This is a genomic window from Yersinia enterocolitica subsp. enterocolitica, from assembly GCF_901472495.1.
Lineage (GTDB): Bacteria > Pseudomonadota > Gammaproteobacteria > Enterobacterales > Enterobacteriaceae > Yersinia > Yersinia enterocolitica.
Map to the genome: position 1 here is coordinate 67,868 of NZ_LR590469.1, position 16,043 is coordinate 83,910.

Genomic DNA, 16,043 nt, shown 5'->3' on the forward strand with positions numbered 1-16,043 from the left:
GACGTGGGAGTCAATCATGTTTTTAAAAAGTGTACGCGAACAAATAAGCTTGCTGCAAGAACAGGGCGATTTGAGGGTAATTAACCGTCCCGTCGATAGTTATTTAGAAGCTGCGGCAATTATTCGCCGCTGTGCGGAAATTGAAGCCCCAGTGCCTTTGATGACCAATATAAAAGATTATCCTGGTTGTTCAATTGTTGGCGGACTGGCAGCCTTATCATCCCATGCTGAATACCCACTTTCCCGGGTAGCGATGTCTTTAGGATTACCCTTAACAGCAACGGCGCAGGATATTGTTCAGTATCTGGTCGATGGCTTGAAAAAAACGCCTTATTTACCGAGAGAAATAGAGCGCAACTCAGCAGCCTGTAAGCAAAATATTCTGCATGGGGATAAAGCAACATTGGCTCGCTTTCCTATACCGCAGGTACATCAATATGACGGCAACCGTTATGTTAATACCTGGGGCGTGTTTATTGTTGAATCACCTGACGGTAAATGGTGTAACTGGTCAATACAACGTGTGCAATATCATAATGATCGACAGATGATTGCATTGGTTTTCCCTAGCCAGCATATTGCTGATATATGGGAGGAGTGGGTAAAAATAGGTAAGCCGATGCCTTATGCGTTGGTTCAGGGAGGTGAGCCCATCGTCCCCTATGTTGCCGGATTGCCTCTGCTTGACCGTGATGTTAACGAAGCCGACTATATTGGTGCGCTATATGGTAAGGGAATCGAGGTTGTTAAATGTGAGACGCATCATTTGAGGGTACCTGCCAGTTCCGAAGTCGTTATTGAAGGCTATTTTGCTATTACTCGCGAAGGTATAGAAGGGCCATTTGGTGAATTTGCTGGATACACGCCAAATGAAAACTCACTACAACCGATCTTGTCAATTGAAGCAATTAGTTGGCAAGACAATCCCATTTGGCCTGTGGTTGCTGAGGGTAAGCCGGTTGATGAATATCACACATGTTCGGGGATAGGCGATGCAGCGGCTATTCAGAACGTGTTGCTGGAAGCGAATATACCGGTGTCCTTTGTTTGGGGGCCGCTATATTCTGCCTGTCATTTAATGATCGTATCTATTAAGCACAATTGGCGTCAACTCCATCCAGATTTGAGTAGTGAACAACTGACTAAAAAAATTGGGGATATTATTCATCAGACGCGTAATAGTATCAAATTACCCAAAATCGTGGTGCTGGATGACGATATAGATCCAACAGAGACTAATTCGCTGCTTTGGGCATTATCGACTCGTGTACATCCTGAGAAAAGGCGTTATTACTATGAAAGCGCAATTTTGCCACTATTGAGTTGTTATTCGCAGGCAGAGCGCCACAACCGTAAAGGAAAACGCGTAGTGATTGATGCGTTGTTACCTGAAAATCACGGTTCTATCAGCTCATTCGATTATGCCTATCCCGAGGCGATAAAACAGCGAGTGCTGAAGAATTGGGTATCTGATTTTGGTGATAATGAATAGTATTGATGATGATTAAAAGCCCCACTCAATATTCAGTGGGGCTGTTGGTTTTTTAGTTTTTCGCTGTTTGGCCCGCGTTATTAGTGCTTTGGCCTTGGCTAATGGAGTAGGTGCCTTGATAGCTGTCATGGTCACCAATATTTGCCATTGAAACAGTTGGAGCCAGAATTGCTGCAATTAAGGTCAGAGCTGCGATGGTCATTTTCATAATAAATTCTCTTCTGTTTATTGATGTGAAAGCCGGTTGCTTTCGATAGAAATAATGTTACTCCGATCACATAATTTGGATATCGAAGAGAATTGTTCATGTTGGTCAAAAAAAATGAAAGAAAACTAACTGTGCAGCACAATTTAATTAACGGACATATCGCATCTATCGATATATGGCGGAACAAACTGGGCTAGCTCAATGATTGTTGATATTGACTTGTTTGTTAGGCCATGACTCTGATACGTGGCAGAATATAAAAAATAATGACAGCTAACCCACCTGAAATGACAAATAAATAAATATGGATCGCTCCCGTATACTGAAATTCCTGCTGCCTTACCTGTGGCCTAAAAATAATCCTAAACTGCGTTACTACCTGATTGCCGCCGTCATATTTATGGTGGTTTCGAAGGTCAGCACCACTCTGGTCCCTCTTGCATATAGGGCAATGATCGACACATTGAGCAGTGAAAATGCCAAGATGATGGCTATTCCCATCACCTTGATAATTGCTTATGGGGTCGCGAGAATCAGTGCTTCTCTATTTGAAGAATTGCGTAACGTCATGTTTGTGCATGTCAGTCAGAATGCGACGCGGTTGCTTGGTTTACGGGTATTTAAACAATTACATGATCTCAGCTTACGTTTTCATCTGGACAGGCAAACGGGCGGGTTATATTTATCTATTGAGCGCGGTACACAAGCGGTTGCGACAGTACTTTCGCGCATCTTGTTCTCCATATTCCCCATTTTATTTGAGATAACATTGGTCTCTCTTATTATGTGGCATTTGCTCGATGGCTGGTTTGCTGTCGCCATTCTGGTGACCGTTGCCTGTTACATTCTATTTACCGTGATGGCTGTCAGTTGGCGAACTCGCTTTCGGCGCGAGCTGAATCAAGCGAATGCCGATGCCAACACCAAGTCTATCGACAGCCTGATAAATTATGAAACTGTAAAATATTTTGGTAATGAACAGTTTGAGGCCGAACGTTTTAATCACTCCAGACAGCTGTATGAATATGCAGCGATAAAAAATCAATTTAGTTTTACTGCATTAAGTCTGGGGCAAACAGCCATTATATCGGTAGGGCTGGTTGTGATGATGTCTATGGCGGCGCAAGGTATTACGCAAGGTCGTATGACCATCGGTGACTTTGTGTTAGTCAACGCTTATCTTCTTCAGTTGTATCAGCCACTCAACTTCTTTGGGTTTATTTACTCCGAGATCAGACAGGCGCTGATTGATATGGAGAATATGCTCGATTTATTGATGGTAAAAAGAGAAATTACAGATCGTCCTAATGCACCAACTTTGCAACTGACAAAAGGAGAAGTGCGTTTTGACTCTGTGAGTTTCGGTTATGACCCACGCCGGCCTATTCTGAATAAAGTGAGTTTTACTATTCCGGCGGGTAAAACGGTGGCAGTCGTTGGTGCATCGGGAGCCGGTAAATCGACACTATCTCGCTTGCTGTTTCGTTTTTATGATGTGACTGATGGTGCGATTTATATTGATGATCAAGATGTCCGCAATGTGACTCAAGCGAGTTTACGTGAGGCTATTGGTATCGTGCCTCAAGATACAGTGCTATTTAATGACACGCTGCGTTATAACATTGCATATGGCAGAACCTCTTCAAGTTTTGCAGAGATAGAACGTGCAGCGAAACTTGCGCATATCCATGATTTTATTATTAGCTTGCCTGATGGTTATGAGACGCGAGTAGGGGAGCGCGGGCTTAAGTTATCCGGTGGTGAGAAACAGCGGGTAGCGATTGCGCGCACGATTCTTAAAAATCCGGCTATTTTGGTTTTTGATGAAGCAACCAGTGCATTAGATACCCATACTGAGCGCGAGATTCAGGCCCATTTACGAGAAGTTAGCCGTGATCACACGACGTTGGTTATTGCTCACCGTTTATCCACCATCATTGATGCTGATGAAATTATTGTGATGGAAGCGGGCGCAATAGTTGAACGCGGGCGGCATGAGGAATTATTGCTGCAAAATGGCCGGTACTCAGCTATGTGGCAGAATCAATATCATGAAGAAGAGCAACAGGTATTGTAACCGGTTGCTTTGAAACGCTATTCAAAAGAGTGCATAAAGATGAATGTGCACTCTTTTCGCTGATATTGGTTGATCTGCGGTACCAACCGTCTGAAATGCTCTGTCGCGCAATGTGTATCTAATGCCGCTTGGTCTGGCCACTCTTCAATAAAAACGAAGCTACCAGGGTCTTTATTATCAATGTACAAATCATAGGAAATACAAAGGGGTTCAAGCTTTGTTTTTTCCACTAATTCTTTATAGAGCGGCATAACATCACTGATGTTTTCTGGTTTGATAAAGTCTTGTGCGATAACTTTTAGCATAGGTTTGATAGCGTTAGGCTCCGGTAAAATGCGTGTAAGCAAATACCGCGAGGGCAATTGCTATCATAATTATCGTTGTTTTTCTCATTTCAATTCTGTTCTCGTTATCAATTATGGGCTTTAGAAAGGTTAAAAGGTTATCTGAACCATAACGGAAAATCCGCTAAAAAACATCGACCCACGACAAAATACCTGGCTTCAGTTTAATGTCAGTAAAATCAATAACACTGCTGGTGTCGGGGGCCTGCGGTGGGCTATTTCCTTTTTGGTTGATCTGTGTCTCGGTTTTAATATAATTATTTGTGTTAAATTGTGCGGTGTGCTAGGTCAAATAAAGGGGGGTAACATGTCAGCACTTGAGAAACTTGTTTCGGCATATTGCCATACCAGCTTGGATTTTGTGGCATCCACGGTTGCTTTTATGGAAAACCAAAAAAAGAAAATTAAAGTTGATGAAATTGAAGCAAAACTTTCATCAGATGAACTCGATTTTTTCCGGGAAAGATTAGCCCATTACAGAGACATATATCGGCCTCAGTGATCCTAAGGCGGTTTGTTGTCCTTTCAACGTAGAATAAGCCGCTTGAGGGCGGCTTATTCTATTTTTGAAATAGCATTCATAAATATTTCCAGCAGTACGAGAGTGACGCGCATCTATCAACAAAAAATTGCGGTGTGTTGAAACTCACCACATTCCCCCTCTATTTTTAACTAAACCCCGCATTGATGCTCATAAATTGAGCAATTAAGCTAAAATTAAAGTAGGCAATACACTGACTGTGAGGCCTGCTATGTACCAAAAAATAAATGGCAGTGAATACCGGCGTATCTTTGTTGTTGGTGATATTCATGGCTGCTATAAAAAGTTGATGGATAGTTTGGGTCGAGTTGCCTTTGATCGCTCGTCTGATTTACTTGTTTCTGTGGGCGATCTGGCTGATCGCGGCCCTCAGAATACAGAATGTTATGAACTGCTTAATGCATATTGGTTTCGTGCTGTTCGTGGCAATCATGAGCAAATGGCCATTGATGTACTGGCCGGTGATGAGGCTGATACCTGGATAGCCAATGGCGGGCGCTGGTTCTTCTTATTGGCAGGAAATAATAGATATCAGGTTGAACAGTTGATTAAACAGGCCGAACAGCTGCCATTGATAATTGAGGTTACGACTGACAACGGGACATATGTTATCGCTCATGCTGATTATCCTTCAGATGAGTATGTTTACGGCAAATTTGTTGATGAGCATTTAGTCTTATGGAATCGTAAGCGCCTTAACGCGGCGATGAAGGGAGAAAGTGATGAGATCTCCGGGGCTGATAAATTTATTTTTGGTCACACGCCGCTGGTAAAACCATCACTATTTAAAAACCAGCTCTATATTGATACTGGCGCAGTATTCGGCAATACCCTGACCTTGATTCAGATTCAATAATGAAAAGTGTTGGACAGAAGCGCCTGCTACCACCCATCGCCTGTTGTCTCTGATATAGGTGATTCTGCTAGTATATTTTATCTTGCGCGAGTTTTGTTGTTGCTGCATATCTGACCCGCCACCACTTCGTATGGAGGCGGATTATATCTATCAAAACGAGATAAAACGTGATGTATATTTATTCAGTAATAGAATTCGCGATAACAGGACTGAGGCCGCAAATACTGACAACAGTAATGTGAACCTCAATGTGACATCAGATAAGTTATATGCGCTGGCAATAAAATAGAAAATCCCATCATGCAAGATATACACCCCGATCATGGATGGGCTGATATAGGCCAATGTTTTCTTTATCCATTCATGTTTAGTGTCAAAGTTATCAAATATTACAAATAAGCATAAGCTCAGAATTAAAACATGCAAATTATCGAGGAAATAGCCTGCATTCACTGTTTTATATACATGTATCGACATAAAGCTTTCATAGTAATACATTGAAATTGCCGTCGGGATAAGAAGTACTTTTGCGACAAGACGTATCCTTGGCAATTTGGTTATTTTTTGGCAAATTTTTGAGCAGAGGAACCTGCCAGTCATATAATAAAATACCCACGTCCATAGTCTAAAATATTGTGGAAAATCAATTAAATATGGCCGCTCACTGAACGCGCTAATTAAATCGATAGAAATAGAGAATATAACCAGACACGAGAGAGTGATGATAGCCGTTCTGTTACTTTGTAGTACTTTCGAGATTATCGGATTGATCAGATAAATAATAGCAATACTGAATAAAAGCCAGCTTTGTAGGAAATAGCCCCGCTTGAAGCCATCCTCATTGATAAAGTAGAAAAGTACGTTCCAGAAAATGATAATGGTTATGATAGATTTTAATTTTCTGAGTATATCTGCTTGATCTATCTCATCGCTCGAATCGATATAACCGATAATCATAAAAAACAGTGGGGTGGCGATGATCGACAAAAAGTACAAAACCCCCATTACTTCTCCACCTAAAAAGCACTGTTCGGTACAGGTTTTACTGGCAGAATAAAAGGTAACGGCAGAAAAGCAGCTTAATGTTTTTAGCGCATGTAAACCGACGTTTCTCATATAATCGTTCGGCTTGAAATAAGGTTAAATGAGATATCCAGCTGTAAATGGCGTAGGTATAGCATTAGAACCTTCCTGGTTAGGCCACTAATTTTTCACTATTTTTACATACAATCTAAATGCTGTCACGCCTGACAGATTTAACTATAAATAAAAGAACGAGAAATATTCTTTTGAAAAAAAGACGTTTCCTACACCCTCCGGTGTTGCCTTCCTATATATCTCATGACGCCTCTATGGTTTACTCAAAAGTAAGGTGTTTCTGGTCTATCTTCATAATATTTAATAATTTTTATTTCATCACAAACAGATGTGAGTTAACAATTCATAGAGTGCTGAAGCACTAGCGGGTGTGGCCAATATGATAAGTTGTATGATCGTTGACAACGATAAATATCAAACACTAGGTATGGTAGCTATCGTAAAAAAGATATTTACATCTCTAGGATTTAAAAAAGAGATCAAATTCTATCGAAAAGCATTTTATTCAGCAGATATCATTTTTATTGGGGTTGATGAGTTCAGTTTTTTTGATGCTCTAAAGCGTTTGGATAAAGCCCCTTCAGAAGCGGATGTTTTTTTGATTTGTGATGCTCGTTTGAATAGCTTTTTACAGGGTATCCCAAGATTCAGCAATGTGACGATGATCTTCAGAGAAGACGGCGTTGATACTGTCACTAATAAAATTACGACTGTTTTCAAACGTAAGCTTCGCGGGCTTAAAGATAACTTATCTGAGCGTAAATCTACGAGAGTTCTGAGTTTGCCGTCGTCGGAGCGGCAGTATTTGACACCCAATGAAAATATCGTGTTGAAATTATTTAATGAAGGTTTTTCCGGTGGTGATATTGCCAAGATTTTGAAAAAGAGTGAGAAAACAGTCAGTGGGCAAAAACGGTCTGCTATGAAAAAACTGGGAGCCCGTACTGACGTTGAATTGATTAAAATGTTTATGTTCAAATAGTTAATATAAATAACGGACTGGATTTTTAGTTACTTTTTCCGTCAACATCAGTGAATACCAAAGGGATTGTCTAGTGCTCGCGGGCAGGGATGCCAGCTTCAAACCCTGGAATGCCCGGACAGCCACAAAGCTATTTGGGGCTGTTTATGGGGATATCGCGGCGTTTTAGTAAAAGTAAATCGGGATTAAATACTCTTCAATTTGGCAATTGTACTGTCAATATCAACTTCATGCTCTGAGAATGTGTAAGTAACATTTTGGAATGTTGTTATCGATAACATTTTCAATGGCACAGTTTTCTCTGAAATATCTTCTTCCTGCGGCCGGATTTTACTCATCAGTAAATTGACTGAAAGGATGGTATTGGCTTTATCAACTTCAGCCTGTGCAGGCACTTCTTTAGTAAAAGTATGGAAGGATTTGATACTGGTGAGTTTGATTCTTTCATTGGCAATAAAGATGTATTTGCTCTCAATGGCCACTTTCACCGCAAATGCTGACAACCCTTTGGTATTGGTTGTTGGCTCGAAAGTCACTTCCGCACCTTTTTTAATCATCTCGGGATTAGCAACTTTAATAACGTGAAAATAACGGTTATCTCCGTTCTCATCGGTGATAAAACCAAAACCTTTATCTTCAAAAAAAGTTGTTATTCTACCGTTCATCATGCATCTCATATTAGCGTATCCAATGGGCAAGTATAATACAGGTGAAACGCTTTCAGATACAGTCTGGGACTTTTTTAGGGCCAGTGCGGGTGAGCTGTAAAAGAGCGAAACATGGATTTCTGTGCTAAAAATTGAGCATAAAATCTGATGTTTTCACTTTTTCTCTGTTTTTTGTGATCTCTGCCGTGGACAAAAAACAGTTCTATTGCTGTACTGTATTTGACACACATTTTGTGTCCAACATTCACGTAAAGGTAAGTTTGATGTCTAAGATTAAAGGTAGCGTTAAGTGGTTCAATGAAGCTAAAGGCTTTGGTTTTATTACCCCAGAAGATGGCAGCAAGGACGTTTTCGTTCATTTCTCAGCCATCGCTAGCAACGGTTTCAAAACTCTTGCTGAAGGCCAGCGTGTAGAATTTGAAATCACGAGCGGTGCCAAAGGGCCATCAGCTGCTAATGTTATCGCTATCTAAGTAGCCCATATCTCTTAAAACCCGCCTCATTGTTATCAGGCGGGTTTTTTATTTATAGCACCGACAAGCATTGACGGGATAGTGGGCTAAAAGAGATATGCCCTTAAAAAGGCAACCGTGATAACCAAGCAAAAAATAACTGCCAGCCATTCAGTTCCTGTTTTGGGTAAACTACACATAGGATCTATCCAGCACATCAGTCACCCCATTGGCTAACTGTTCTCTGCTAAATAATTATCCGGTTCGTAGATTAAGAAAACATTAAGATGCAGTAAACAGTGGTGCTCTTTGATCCACGATTATTGAGCAGCAAAGTAATTAACCAATATAAAAGCCAGCATTGTCATGGCAAGTGAACCGGCCAGATTAAGTGCAACTGTGCCCGCAGCCCAAGCTAATTTCCCATCCTGAAGTAAATAGACAACTTCAACGGAGAAGGTTGAAAATGTCGTCAGCCCACCACAAAAGCCAGTAGTAATGAGTAATTTCCAAACAGGATCAATGTGTGCAATTCGGGTGAATAGTGCTAATGTCAGGCCGATAATAAAAGCACCGACCAGGTTTACAATAAGTGTTCCTACTGGGATATTTGGGGAAAAATTGTTTAGCTTCAGACTGACCAGCCAACGGGCGACACTGCCCACACCACCACCAATAAATACTGCAAGCAATGTATTAAACATAAACACCTTTCTTTAGGGATACCACTATATTGGAATTTTACCGTTATTCAGCTTGCCAGCTCAATGCGGTTACGGCCATTATCTTTTGCCAAATATAGTGCAGAATCGGCGGCTTTTAACCATTGCTGATAGTTAATCATGTCATGACGGTAATCCGCGATACCAGCACTGACTCTGAGTTGCAGGGGCGGTGCTTGGGTAAAAACTAAATCGGCTAACCTTTCCTGAATTCGCATTAATACTTCCCGCGTTTGTTCGGCAGTTGTATTGGGTAAAATAGCACCAAACTCATCTCCACCATAGCGGCCAACAATATCAATGGCTCGCAACCCCAGCAGTAATTCTTCGGCAAGAACAGTAATAGCCTCATCACCAACGGCGTGACCAAAGGTATCATTAATAGATTTAAAATTATCAATATCCAGTAAAATTAGCGTGGCACCATGTTGGTAGCGTCGGCAACTATCAAATTGATTATGTAGCTGATGTTCCCAATGCCTGCGGTTATACAGCCCAGTTAATCCATCCCTGACACTAATACGCAATAACTCTTCTTTATTTTCAGCGAGGCGTTTTGCGGTTCGATAGGTGACTAATCCAAGCAGGGAAGGGTAAATAATTATCATCGGTAGGCAGGCATATACCTGAAGTGGCGAGGTCTCAGGTTTAAAGGGCAAATTAAATATCCATGCAGTCAGTAAACTACAGGCTATCTGTAAAGCCAGCCCTTTACAAAAAACATTTTTCCCACCAGAAGCAATATTGTTCATGCTCATCATGGAGAGAATAACGACTGATGGCAGAGCATTGAATGACATTATTGCAACCCAGACACCTCCCAGCGCCGAGTCTATTTTCATGTTTATGATTTCTTGCTCAAACGGTTGTTCAGAGCGTGAGGCCAGTAGGTAGGCAATATGTGGCCATACCAATCCATTAAGCACCAGCATGAGCCATAGCCATAATGGAGCATTCTGCGTGTAGAGCACGGAGCCTACGCAAAACATGCCAATACCTAAACCAAATGCGCGGGGTAAATAAGTCCTTTTAGCGAAACTTAACCCGGATCTGCGAGTATTGATTCTACTTGAATAAGGCAATTGGCGGCTCCCTCGTTCTTTCTGCTTTGGGGGGATGTTAACGGCAATGTCTCATCCGGAATGAGTCAAAATAAATGAGAATAGACTCTTGAATAAATCATAGTTCACTAACGAAATCTGTTACATATTACTCTTGTTTTAATCGGCAATTTATTCGTAAATAGCGCATGATTTAATGAACAGTACTAATCAAGAAGGTGTGTATGGAAGGTATCAGTATTACCAAATTGCTGGTAGTCGGCATATTGATTGTGTTGTTGTTTGGTACCAGCAAATTGCGCACGTTAGGTGCGGATTTAGGCGCGGCTCTGAAAGGCTTTAAAAAGGCGATGGGTAATGACGATGCTCCTCCAGCCAACACGGCTGCTGAGTCTAAAGTCGCCACAGAAGCCAAACCGCCTATCGAGCATAAAGACTGATTATACCGGCAGGTAATAGAAACCGACTGCGAAACTAAAAAACGGATCTCCAGTGGAAATCCGTTTTTGATTATCTGCTATTTAAGATGTAATAAAATATTTCAATCAAATTAGTCTGAACAACTATTCAGACTAATTTGGCTTATTTTACTTCCAATCCTTTTGCTTGCAGGTCAGCATGGTAAGAGGAGCGAACAAATGGGCCGCAAGCTGCATGGGTAAAGCCCATCGCCATTGCTTCCGCTTTCATTTCATCAAATTCCGCTGGGCTAACATATCGCTGTACAGGTAAATGGTGACGGCTAGGTTGCAAATATTGGCCCAGCGTCAGCATAGTGACTCCATGACGGCGCAAATCACGCATAACTTCCACGATTTCAGCATTAGTTTCACCCAAACCGACCATCAAACCAGATTTGGTAGGAATATCTGGATGAGCTTCTTTAAAACGTTCTAATAATTTAAGTGACCACTCATAGTTAGCCCCTGGGCGAACCTGACGATATACCCGTGGAACGTTTTCCAGATTGTGGTTAAAGACATCTGGTGGTGTGACAGTCAAAATATCTAACGCGCGATCCATACGGCCACGGAAATCCGGCACTAATGTTTCAATTTTAATCGTTGGATTCTTGGCACGAATCGCTGAGATGCAATCTGCAAAATGTTGGGCACCGCCATCACGTAAATCATCGCGGTCAACCGATGTGATAACCACATAGCGCAAACCCATATCTTTGATTGTTTGAGCTAATTTCTCTGGCTCATTGGCATCCGGTGTCACTGGGCGGCCGTGGGCAACGTCGCAGAATGGGCAACGGCGGGTGCAAATCGCGCCGAGGATCATAAAGGTCGCGGTACCGTGGTTAAAGCACTCCGACAGGTTGGGGCAGGAGGCCTCTTCGCAAACCGAGTGCAGACCATTTTTACGCATTGCTGCTTTAATACCCTGAATGCGGCTAGAGTCAGCAGGAAGCTTGATTTTCATCCACTCGGGTTTACGTAGCAGCTCTTGGCGTTCGGTAACCACGGTTTTAATCGGGATTAGCGCCATTTTATCTGCGTCGCGGTATTTGACGCCGCGTTCCATCTGAATCGGTTTACTCATAATCGTGCAGGTTCCAGTTCTGAATCTCTCAATTTGAGATTTTTAATTAAATTCAACGGGATGTGGCGTCGTTAAAAAAATTTTGAAAATTGTTTAAAAATTATATCATCTTTAGCCTGTCCCATTCAGCCCCCAATTTTGTAGGCGTTTGTAAATAGCGCCGTATTGAGTTGCTGTGGGAGAGTTATTCATACTTCACATTGCTTATTGCCGGGCTATTGAGCGTCTGGTGGTAAATAATCAGCCAATGACCACGGCTGCTGCTCGGCATCGGGATAACCTAGCTGACGGGTAAATTCGCGCACTAATATTGGTTGAACATCGGCCATAGTAGTACCCGCTTTCAGCGCGCTGATTTGCGTCATTTGCATGCCTGCGTAGCCACAGGGATTAATGCGCAAGAAGGGTTCCAGATCCATTGCAACATTTAATGCCAGGCCATGGAATGAACAGCCCCTGCGAATGCGTAGACCTAATGAACAAATTTTCTGTTGACCCACATAAACACCGGGAGCATCTGGGCGAGCTTGTGATTCAATTCCTAAATGGGCTAGCGTCCCAATCACGGTGTTCTCAATGGTGGTCACAAGCTGCCGTACACCCAATTTGGCCCGCTTGAGATCAATCATGATATACATGACTTGTTGGCCGGGGCCATGATAAGTGACCTGGCCCCCGCGGTCACTTTGGATAACCGGAATATCACCGGGCATCAGAACATGTTCGGCTTTTCCTGCCTGACCCTGAGTAAATACGTGTTGATGTTCAACCAACCAGATTTCATCTGCGCTGGTATCGGTGCGAAACTCAGTGAAATTATGCATGGCTTGAGATACGGGGGCATAGGGTTGTAGCCCTAGCTGACGTAAAATGATCTTATGTTGTTGCAAGCGAGGCATCATCTGGTTACAGAAATGGTGGCGTCAGTATACCAGCCCAGCTGTGTCGAGGCACTATTTTGACGGATGAAAGCGATAATTTGGCCGTAAAAAAATAAGGCCCGACAGCTGAGTAAGCAGTGTGGGCCATAGGTGGGTGGTCAGTATTTGAACGGTATTACAGCACCATTCTGACCAATTCAAGATTGCCTAATTCTTCATACAGCGTTTCCACTTGATCGATATGGGTCGCTGTAATGGTAATGGAAACAGAGTGATAGTTGCCTTTACTGCTCGGTTTGACTTCGGGGGTATAATCGCCCGGAGCATGGCGCTGTACCACTTCAACCACCTGGTTAACCAGTTGAGGTTCAGCAATGCCCATTACCTTGTAGGTGAAGGGGCAAGGGAACTCAAGCAGTTCATTCAGTTTAGTTTTCATGTGCGCTCCTGGGGTTTGACAGACAGATTGTTGTCGGACTGGTGTTAGGATAAAAAGTACCCGACTATAAAATTATAACTCCCGCCGGAGCGGGAGTTTCACATTATTTATAATATGGGGGTCGACTTCGGCTTTTCAAGGCCAGTGATTAGCCAAACCAGCGGTGGAACATCAGTTTGATGTAGTCCACCATGCGGCTGAAGATCCCGCCTTCTTTCACTTCATTCATGACAACCAGTGGTCGTTGATCGATGGTTTTACCATCCAACTGGAAGTTAATCATCCCGACAACCTGGTTTTTCGCCAGTGGCGCATGGATTTCTGGAGTATTCAGAACATAGCTGGCTTTCAAGTCTTTCATTCGGCCACGTGGAATAGTTAGGTAGACGTCTTTATCCACACCCAACTGCACCCGGTCATTGTCACCGAACCAAACTGGCTCTGAAGCAAACTCTTTACCGACTTTCAATGGTGCTACGGTTTCAAAGAAACGGAAGCCCCAAGTCAGCAGTTTTTTGCTCTCAGTTTCACGGCCTTTATAAGTGTGACCACCCAGAACGGCTGAAATCAAACGCATTTGACCATCGGTAGCAGATGCCACCAGATTATAGCCAGCAGCATCGGTATGGCCGGTTTTAATACCATCTACATTTAAGCTGGTATCCCACAGCAAACCATTACGGTTCATCTGGCGAATATTGTTGAAAGTGAATTCTTTCTCTTTGTAGATGGCATACTCATCTGGTACATCACGAATCAGCGCTTGACCAATCAACGCCATATCGCGCGCAGAGCTGTACTGCCCTTCAGCATCTAAGCCGTGAACGGTTTTGAACTGGGTATTTTGCAGGCCCAGTGCTTTAACGTAGTTGTTCATCAGGTTTACGAATGAGTCCTGGCTGCCAGCAACGTAATCTGCCATAGCAACGCAAGCATCGTTACCCGATTGCAGGTTGATACCGCGGGTCAGTTTAGACACAGGCACACGGTCACCTGGCTTCAGGAACATCAACGAAGAGCCCTTGAACTCAGGATTGCCGGTCGCCCACGCATCTTTGCCTACGGTAACCATATCTTCTGGCCCGATTTTACCTGCTTTGATGGCTTGCCCAATGACATAGCTGGTCATCATTTTGGTCAGGCTGGCAGGATTGCGGCGCGCATCGGCATTCATTTCTGCTAATACTTTGCCGGAGTTGTAATCAATCAGAACGTAGGCTTCCGCGTCGATCTGTGGTACGCCGGGGATCATGGTTTTTAAGTTGACGTCATCAGCGTTTGCAGCAGATGCTGCGCTCATAACAATAACAGTGCCGAGCGCCAGGCTCTTGATAATACGAGAAGTAGTTACATATTTCATGATCAGGACAACAACATCCGTGGGAGTAAGTTAAAAAACGTGCCACATCATACCATAGCCTTCTGACTTGACGCTGTTGCCTTGCTACAACGCCAATTAATTTGGCTATAAATTCATGTGGCGCTTATGCATTCAACCGTAACATTCTGTTAGCACAGGGAGTTACGGTTATTTTTGTTTGGTTAGACTTAAATTGCTACAAGCTATGTATATTTAAGGTGCCGCAACCACAAATGACTGCTGTTGAGCTTCGCTCGACAGGCGCTGTTGCAGTTCAACTGCCTGTTGGCGGCTACTAAATGGCCCAAGCTGAACACGGTGGACACTGCCATTGGTGGCGACTTTCCCTGGTACACCAAAACGTTGACTCAGACTTTGCTGCCAGGTTTGGGCGCGGCTTGCATCACTCAGTGCGCCCACTTGAACCACATAGCCCCCAGATGATGATGGGGCGGCGGCCGGTGCTGCTGCCACTGACGAGGTCACTGGGCCGGGGTTAGCGACTACCGGTGGCTGTACCGATTGTGAACTCAGCGCGGGTTCTGAACTTTCGAGCACTCCTGCGGGCACGGGGGTAGATGCGCGCAGGAAGCCACTGCTTTGTGGTGCAACCGGCTGGGTCGCATCGGCACCGGACAAATGACTATTATCGATAGGGCGCACAGGCGCACTTACTGCCGGAGCATCCTGTTGAATCGGGGTACCCATGCCGCTGGAAGTGAGGTCTGGTCGGCTGGGTAATGCATAGCTTTGCTTCGCGATAGTGGTACCAACCATTCCGGGGCCAGATAATGAGCCATCAGGTGCTACATTGATAAAATCAATCTTCACCTTGGTATTATTCGAAATATTTAGGCGGTCAGCGGCAGCTTTGGATAAATCAATCACCCGGCCAGGGGTATAAGGGCCGCGGTCATTGACGCGCACCACAATCTGGCGACCATTGCTAATGTTAGTGACTCGCACATAGCTTGGGATGGGCAGCGTAGGGTGGGCTGCCGTCAATGCATTGGGATCAAAGATTTCGCCCGTTGCTGTAGAGTTGCCATTAGCCTCTTCACCGTACCATGCCGCCAGACCCACTTGACTGAAGTTTTGTGGGTCTTTAACGATGCTGTAAGACTGGCCATTCACTTTATAATCCTGATTGAAATTAGGATTGAAAGGCTCATAGCGTGGCTCTGCACCACCTATTTCTACCACCGGGCCATTGTATGTCTGCTGCACTTGTTGCTGGGGGGCAGGAGGTTGACTGGTACATGCTGATAGCAATACACCTGCGATGCCGATCCAAAGCCATTCCTTACGCATTGC

The 16,043-nt window shown here is 43.6% G+C and carries 18 protein-coding genes; 7 read left to right on the forward strand and 11 right to left on the reverse strand.

The genetic code is table 11. The features are described 5' to 3' along the window. Positions 1-16: 16 nt before the first annotated feature. The gene (locus FGL26_RS00345; RefSeq protein WP_005167861.1) at positions 17-1,492 is read left to right on the forward strand and encodes a UbiD family decarboxylase; all 1,476 of its coding nucleotides are present in this window, start codon (positions 17-19) and stop codon (positions 1,490-1,492) included. 52 nt (positions 1,493-1,544) lie between these two features. On the opposite strand, the gene FGL26_RS21380 is transcribed toward FGL26_RS00345, so the two are convergent. Beyond that, entirely contained in the window at positions 1,545-1,700 is a 156-nt protein-coding gene (locus FGL26_RS21380) for a hypothetical protein (protein ID WP_005167863.1), read from the reverse strand. Positions 1,701-2,004: 304 nt separating this feature from the next. Here FGL26_RS21380 and FGL26_RS00350 point away from each other — a divergent pair, with 304 nt between their 5' ends. After that, a complete protein-coding gene (locus FGL26_RS00350) occupies positions 2,005-3,777 on the forward strand; it encodes an ABCB family ABC transporter ATP-binding protein/permease (RefSeq protein ID WP_005167865.1) in 1,773 nt (590 codons plus the stop codon). Positions 3,778-3,794: 17 nt separating this feature from the next. Here FGL26_RS00350 and FGL26_RS00355 read toward each other — a convergent pair whose 3' ends face one another. Further along, positions 3,795-4,082, reverse strand: coding sequence for a putative quinol monooxygenase (locus FGL26_RS00355; protein ID WP_005167867.1), 288 nt, complete (start codon positions 4,080-4,082; stop codon positions 3,795-3,797). A gap of 346 nt (positions 4,083-4,428) precedes the next feature. On the opposite strand from FGL26_RS00355, the gene FGL26_RS00360 reads away from it, so the two are divergent. After that, positions 4,429-4,623, forward strand: coding sequence for a glycogen synthase (locus FGL26_RS00360; protein WP_005167868.1), 195 nt, complete (start codon positions 4,429-4,431; stop codon positions 4,621-4,623). Between the two features lie 250 nt (positions 4,624-4,873). Then, the gene (locus tag FGL26_RS00365; RefSeq protein ID WP_005167870.1) at positions 4,874-5,518 is read left to right on the forward strand and encodes a metallophosphoesterase; all 645 of its coding nucleotides are present in this window, start codon (positions 4,874-4,876) and stop codon (positions 5,516-5,518) included. Between the two features lie 150 nt (positions 5,519-5,668). Here FGL26_RS00365 and FGL26_RS00370 read toward each other — a convergent pair whose 3' ends face one another. After that, the gene (locus FGL26_RS00370) at positions 5,669-6,634 is read right to left on the reverse strand and encodes an acyltransferase (RefSeq protein ID WP_011816843.1); all 966 of its coding nucleotides are present in this window, start codon (positions 6,632-6,634) and stop codon (positions 5,669-5,671) included. A gap of 373 nt (positions 6,635-7,007) precedes the next feature. Between FGL26_RS00370 and FGL26_RS00375 the strand changes: the two genes are divergently transcribed. After that, the gene (locus FGL26_RS00375; RefSeq protein ID WP_005167874.1) at positions 7,008-7,598 is read left to right on the forward strand and encodes a helix-turn-helix transcriptional regulator; all 591 of its coding nucleotides are present in this window, start codon (positions 7,008-7,010) and stop codon (positions 7,596-7,598) included. A 185-nt stretch (positions 7,599-7,783) separates the two neighbouring features. On the opposite strand, the gene FGL26_RS00380 is transcribed toward FGL26_RS00375, so the two are convergent. Further along, complete coding sequence (locus tag FGL26_RS00380; RefSeq protein ID WP_005158372.1) at positions 7,784-8,263, reverse strand: cold-shock protein; 480 nt, start codon at positions 8,261-8,263, stop codon at positions 7,784-7,786. A 266-nt stretch (positions 8,264-8,529) separates the two neighbouring features. Between FGL26_RS00380 and cspE the strand changes: the two genes are divergently transcribed. Beyond that, positions 8,530-8,739, forward strand: coding sequence for a transcription antiterminator/RNA stability regulator CspE (gene cspE, locus FGL26_RS00385; RefSeq protein WP_004716300.1), 210 nt, complete (start codon positions 8,530-8,532; stop codon positions 8,737-8,739). Positions 8,740-9,038: 299 nt separating this feature from the next. Here the strand turns inward: cspE and crcB are convergent, their stop codons facing one another. After that, positions 9,039-9,422: a fluoride efflux transporter CrcB gene (gene crcB, locus FGL26_RS00390; RefSeq protein ID WP_005167877.1), complete on the reverse strand. Its 384-nt coding sequence runs from the start codon at positions 9,420-9,422 to the stop codon at positions 9,039-9,041. A gap of 47 nt (positions 9,423-9,469) precedes the next feature. Continuing rightward, positions 9,470-10,522, reverse strand: coding sequence for a diguanylate cyclase (locus FGL26_RS00395; RefSeq protein ID WP_020283421.1), 1,053 nt, complete (start codon positions 10,520-10,522; stop codon positions 9,470-9,472). A gap of 203 nt (positions 10,523-10,725) precedes the next feature. On the opposite strand from FGL26_RS00395, the gene tatA reads away from it, so the two are divergent. Next, the gene (tatA, locus tag FGL26_RS00400) at positions 10,726-10,941 is read left to right on the forward strand and encodes a Sec-independent protein translocase subunit TatA (protein ID WP_005167881.1); all 216 of its coding nucleotides are present in this window, start codon (positions 10,726-10,728) and stop codon (positions 10,939-10,941) included. Positions 10,942-11,083: 142 nt separating this feature from the next. Here the strand turns inward: tatA and lipA are convergent, their stop codons facing one another. The 5 genes from lipA to rlpA all read right to left on the reverse strand — a co-directional run bounded on the left by lipA (position 11,084) and on the right by rlpA (position 16,040). Then, positions 11,084-12,049, reverse strand: a complete 966-nt coding sequence (gene lipA, locus FGL26_RS00405; RefSeq protein ID WP_004712243.1) for a lipoyl synthase — start codon at positions 12,047-12,049, stop codon at positions 11,084-11,086. Positions 12,050-12,264: 215 nt separating this feature from the next. Then, entirely contained in the window at positions 12,265-12,951 is a 687-nt protein-coding gene (lipB, locus tag FGL26_RS00410) for a lipoyl(octanoyl) transferase LipB (RefSeq protein ID WP_032902561.1), read from the reverse strand. A gap of 154 nt (positions 12,952-13,105) precedes the next feature. Then, a complete protein-coding gene (ybeD, locus tag FGL26_RS00415) occupies positions 13,106-13,369 on the reverse strand; it encodes a DUF493 family protein YbeD (RefSeq protein WP_005158389.1) in 264 nt (87 codons plus the stop codon). Between the two features lie 148 nt (positions 13,370-13,517). After that, the gene (gene dacA / locus FGL26_RS00420; RefSeq protein WP_005167886.1) at positions 13,518-14,729 is read right to left on the reverse strand and encodes a D-alanyl-D-alanine carboxypeptidase DacA; all 1,212 of its coding nucleotides are present in this window, start codon (positions 14,727-14,729) and stop codon (positions 13,518-13,520) included. A 213-nt stretch (positions 14,730-14,942) separates the two neighbouring features. Then, positions 14,943-16,040: an endolytic peptidoglycan transglycosylase RlpA gene (gene rlpA / locus FGL26_RS00425; protein WP_005167887.1), complete on the reverse strand. Its 1,098-nt coding sequence runs from the start codon at positions 16,038-16,040 to the stop codon at positions 14,943-14,945. Positions 16,041-16,043: the final 3 nt, after the last annotated feature.

What these genes read in the sequence shown, in the direction of transcription:
- FGL26_RS00345 (WP_005167861.1), top strand. Translation starts at nt 17, where the DNA reads ATGTTTTTAAAAAGTGTACGCGAACAAATAAGCTTGCTGCAAGAACAG.
- FGL26_RS21380 (WP_005167863.1), bottom strand. Translation starts at nt 1,700, where the DNA reads ATGAAAATGACCATCGCAGCTCTGACCTTAATTGCAGCAATTCTGGCT.
- FGL26_RS00350 (WP_005167865.1), top strand. Translation starts at nt 2,005, where the DNA reads ATGGATCGCTCCCGTATACTGAAATTCCTGCTGCCTTACCTGTGGCCT.
- FGL26_RS00355 (WP_005167867.1), bottom strand. Translation starts at nt 4,082, where the DNA reads ATGCTAAAAGTTATCGCACAAGACTTTATCAAACCAGAAAACATCAGT.
- FGL26_RS00360 (WP_005167868.1), top strand. Translation starts at nt 4,429, where the DNA reads ATGTCAGCACTTGAGAAACTTGTTTCGGCATATTGCCATACCAGCTTG.
- FGL26_RS00365 (WP_005167870.1), top strand. Translation starts at nt 4,874, where the DNA reads ATGTACCAAAAAATAAATGGCAGTGAATACCGGCGTATCTTTGTTGTT.
- FGL26_RS00370 (WP_011816843.1), bottom strand. Translation starts at nt 6,634, where the DNA reads ATGAGAAACGTCGGTTTACATGCGCTAAAAACATTAAGCTGCTTTTCT.
- FGL26_RS00375 (WP_005167874.1), top strand. Translation starts at nt 7,008, where the DNA reads ATGATCGTTGACAACGATAAATATCAAACACTAGGTATGGTAGCTATC.
- FGL26_RS00380 (WP_005158372.1), bottom strand. Translation starts at nt 8,263, where the DNA reads ATGAACGGTAGAATAACAACTTTTTTTGAAGATAAAGGTTTTGGTTTT.
- cspE (WP_004716300.1), top strand. Translation starts at nt 8,530, where the DNA reads ATGTCTAAGATTAAAGGTAGCGTTAAGTGGTTCAATGAAGCTAAAGGC.
- crcB (WP_005167877.1), bottom strand. Translation starts at nt 9,422, where the DNA reads ATGTTTAATACATTGCTTGCAGTATTTATTGGTGGTGGTGTGGGCAGT.
- tatA (WP_005167881.1), top strand. Translation starts at nt 10,726, where the DNA reads ATGGAAGGTATCAGTATTACCAAATTGCTGGTAGTCGGCATATTGATT.
- lipA (WP_004712243.1), bottom strand. Translation starts at nt 12,049, where the DNA reads ATGAGTAAACCGATTCAGATGGAACGCGGCGTCAAATACCGCGACGCA.
- lipB (WP_032902561.1), bottom strand. Translation starts at nt 12,951, where the DNA reads ATGATGCCTCGCTTGCAACAACATAAGATCATTTTACGTCAGCTAGGG.
- ybeD (WP_005158389.1), bottom strand. Translation starts at nt 13,369, where the DNA reads ATGAAAACTAAACTGAATGAACTGCTTGAGTTCCCTTGCCCCTTCACC.
- dacA (WP_005167886.1), bottom strand. Translation starts at nt 14,729, where the DNA reads ATGAAATATGTAACTACTTCTCGTATTATCAAGAGCCTGGCGCTCGGC.
- rlpA (WP_005167887.1), bottom strand. Translation starts at nt 16,040, where the DNA reads ATGCGTAAGGAATGGCTTTGGATCGGCATCGCAGGTGTATTGCTATCA.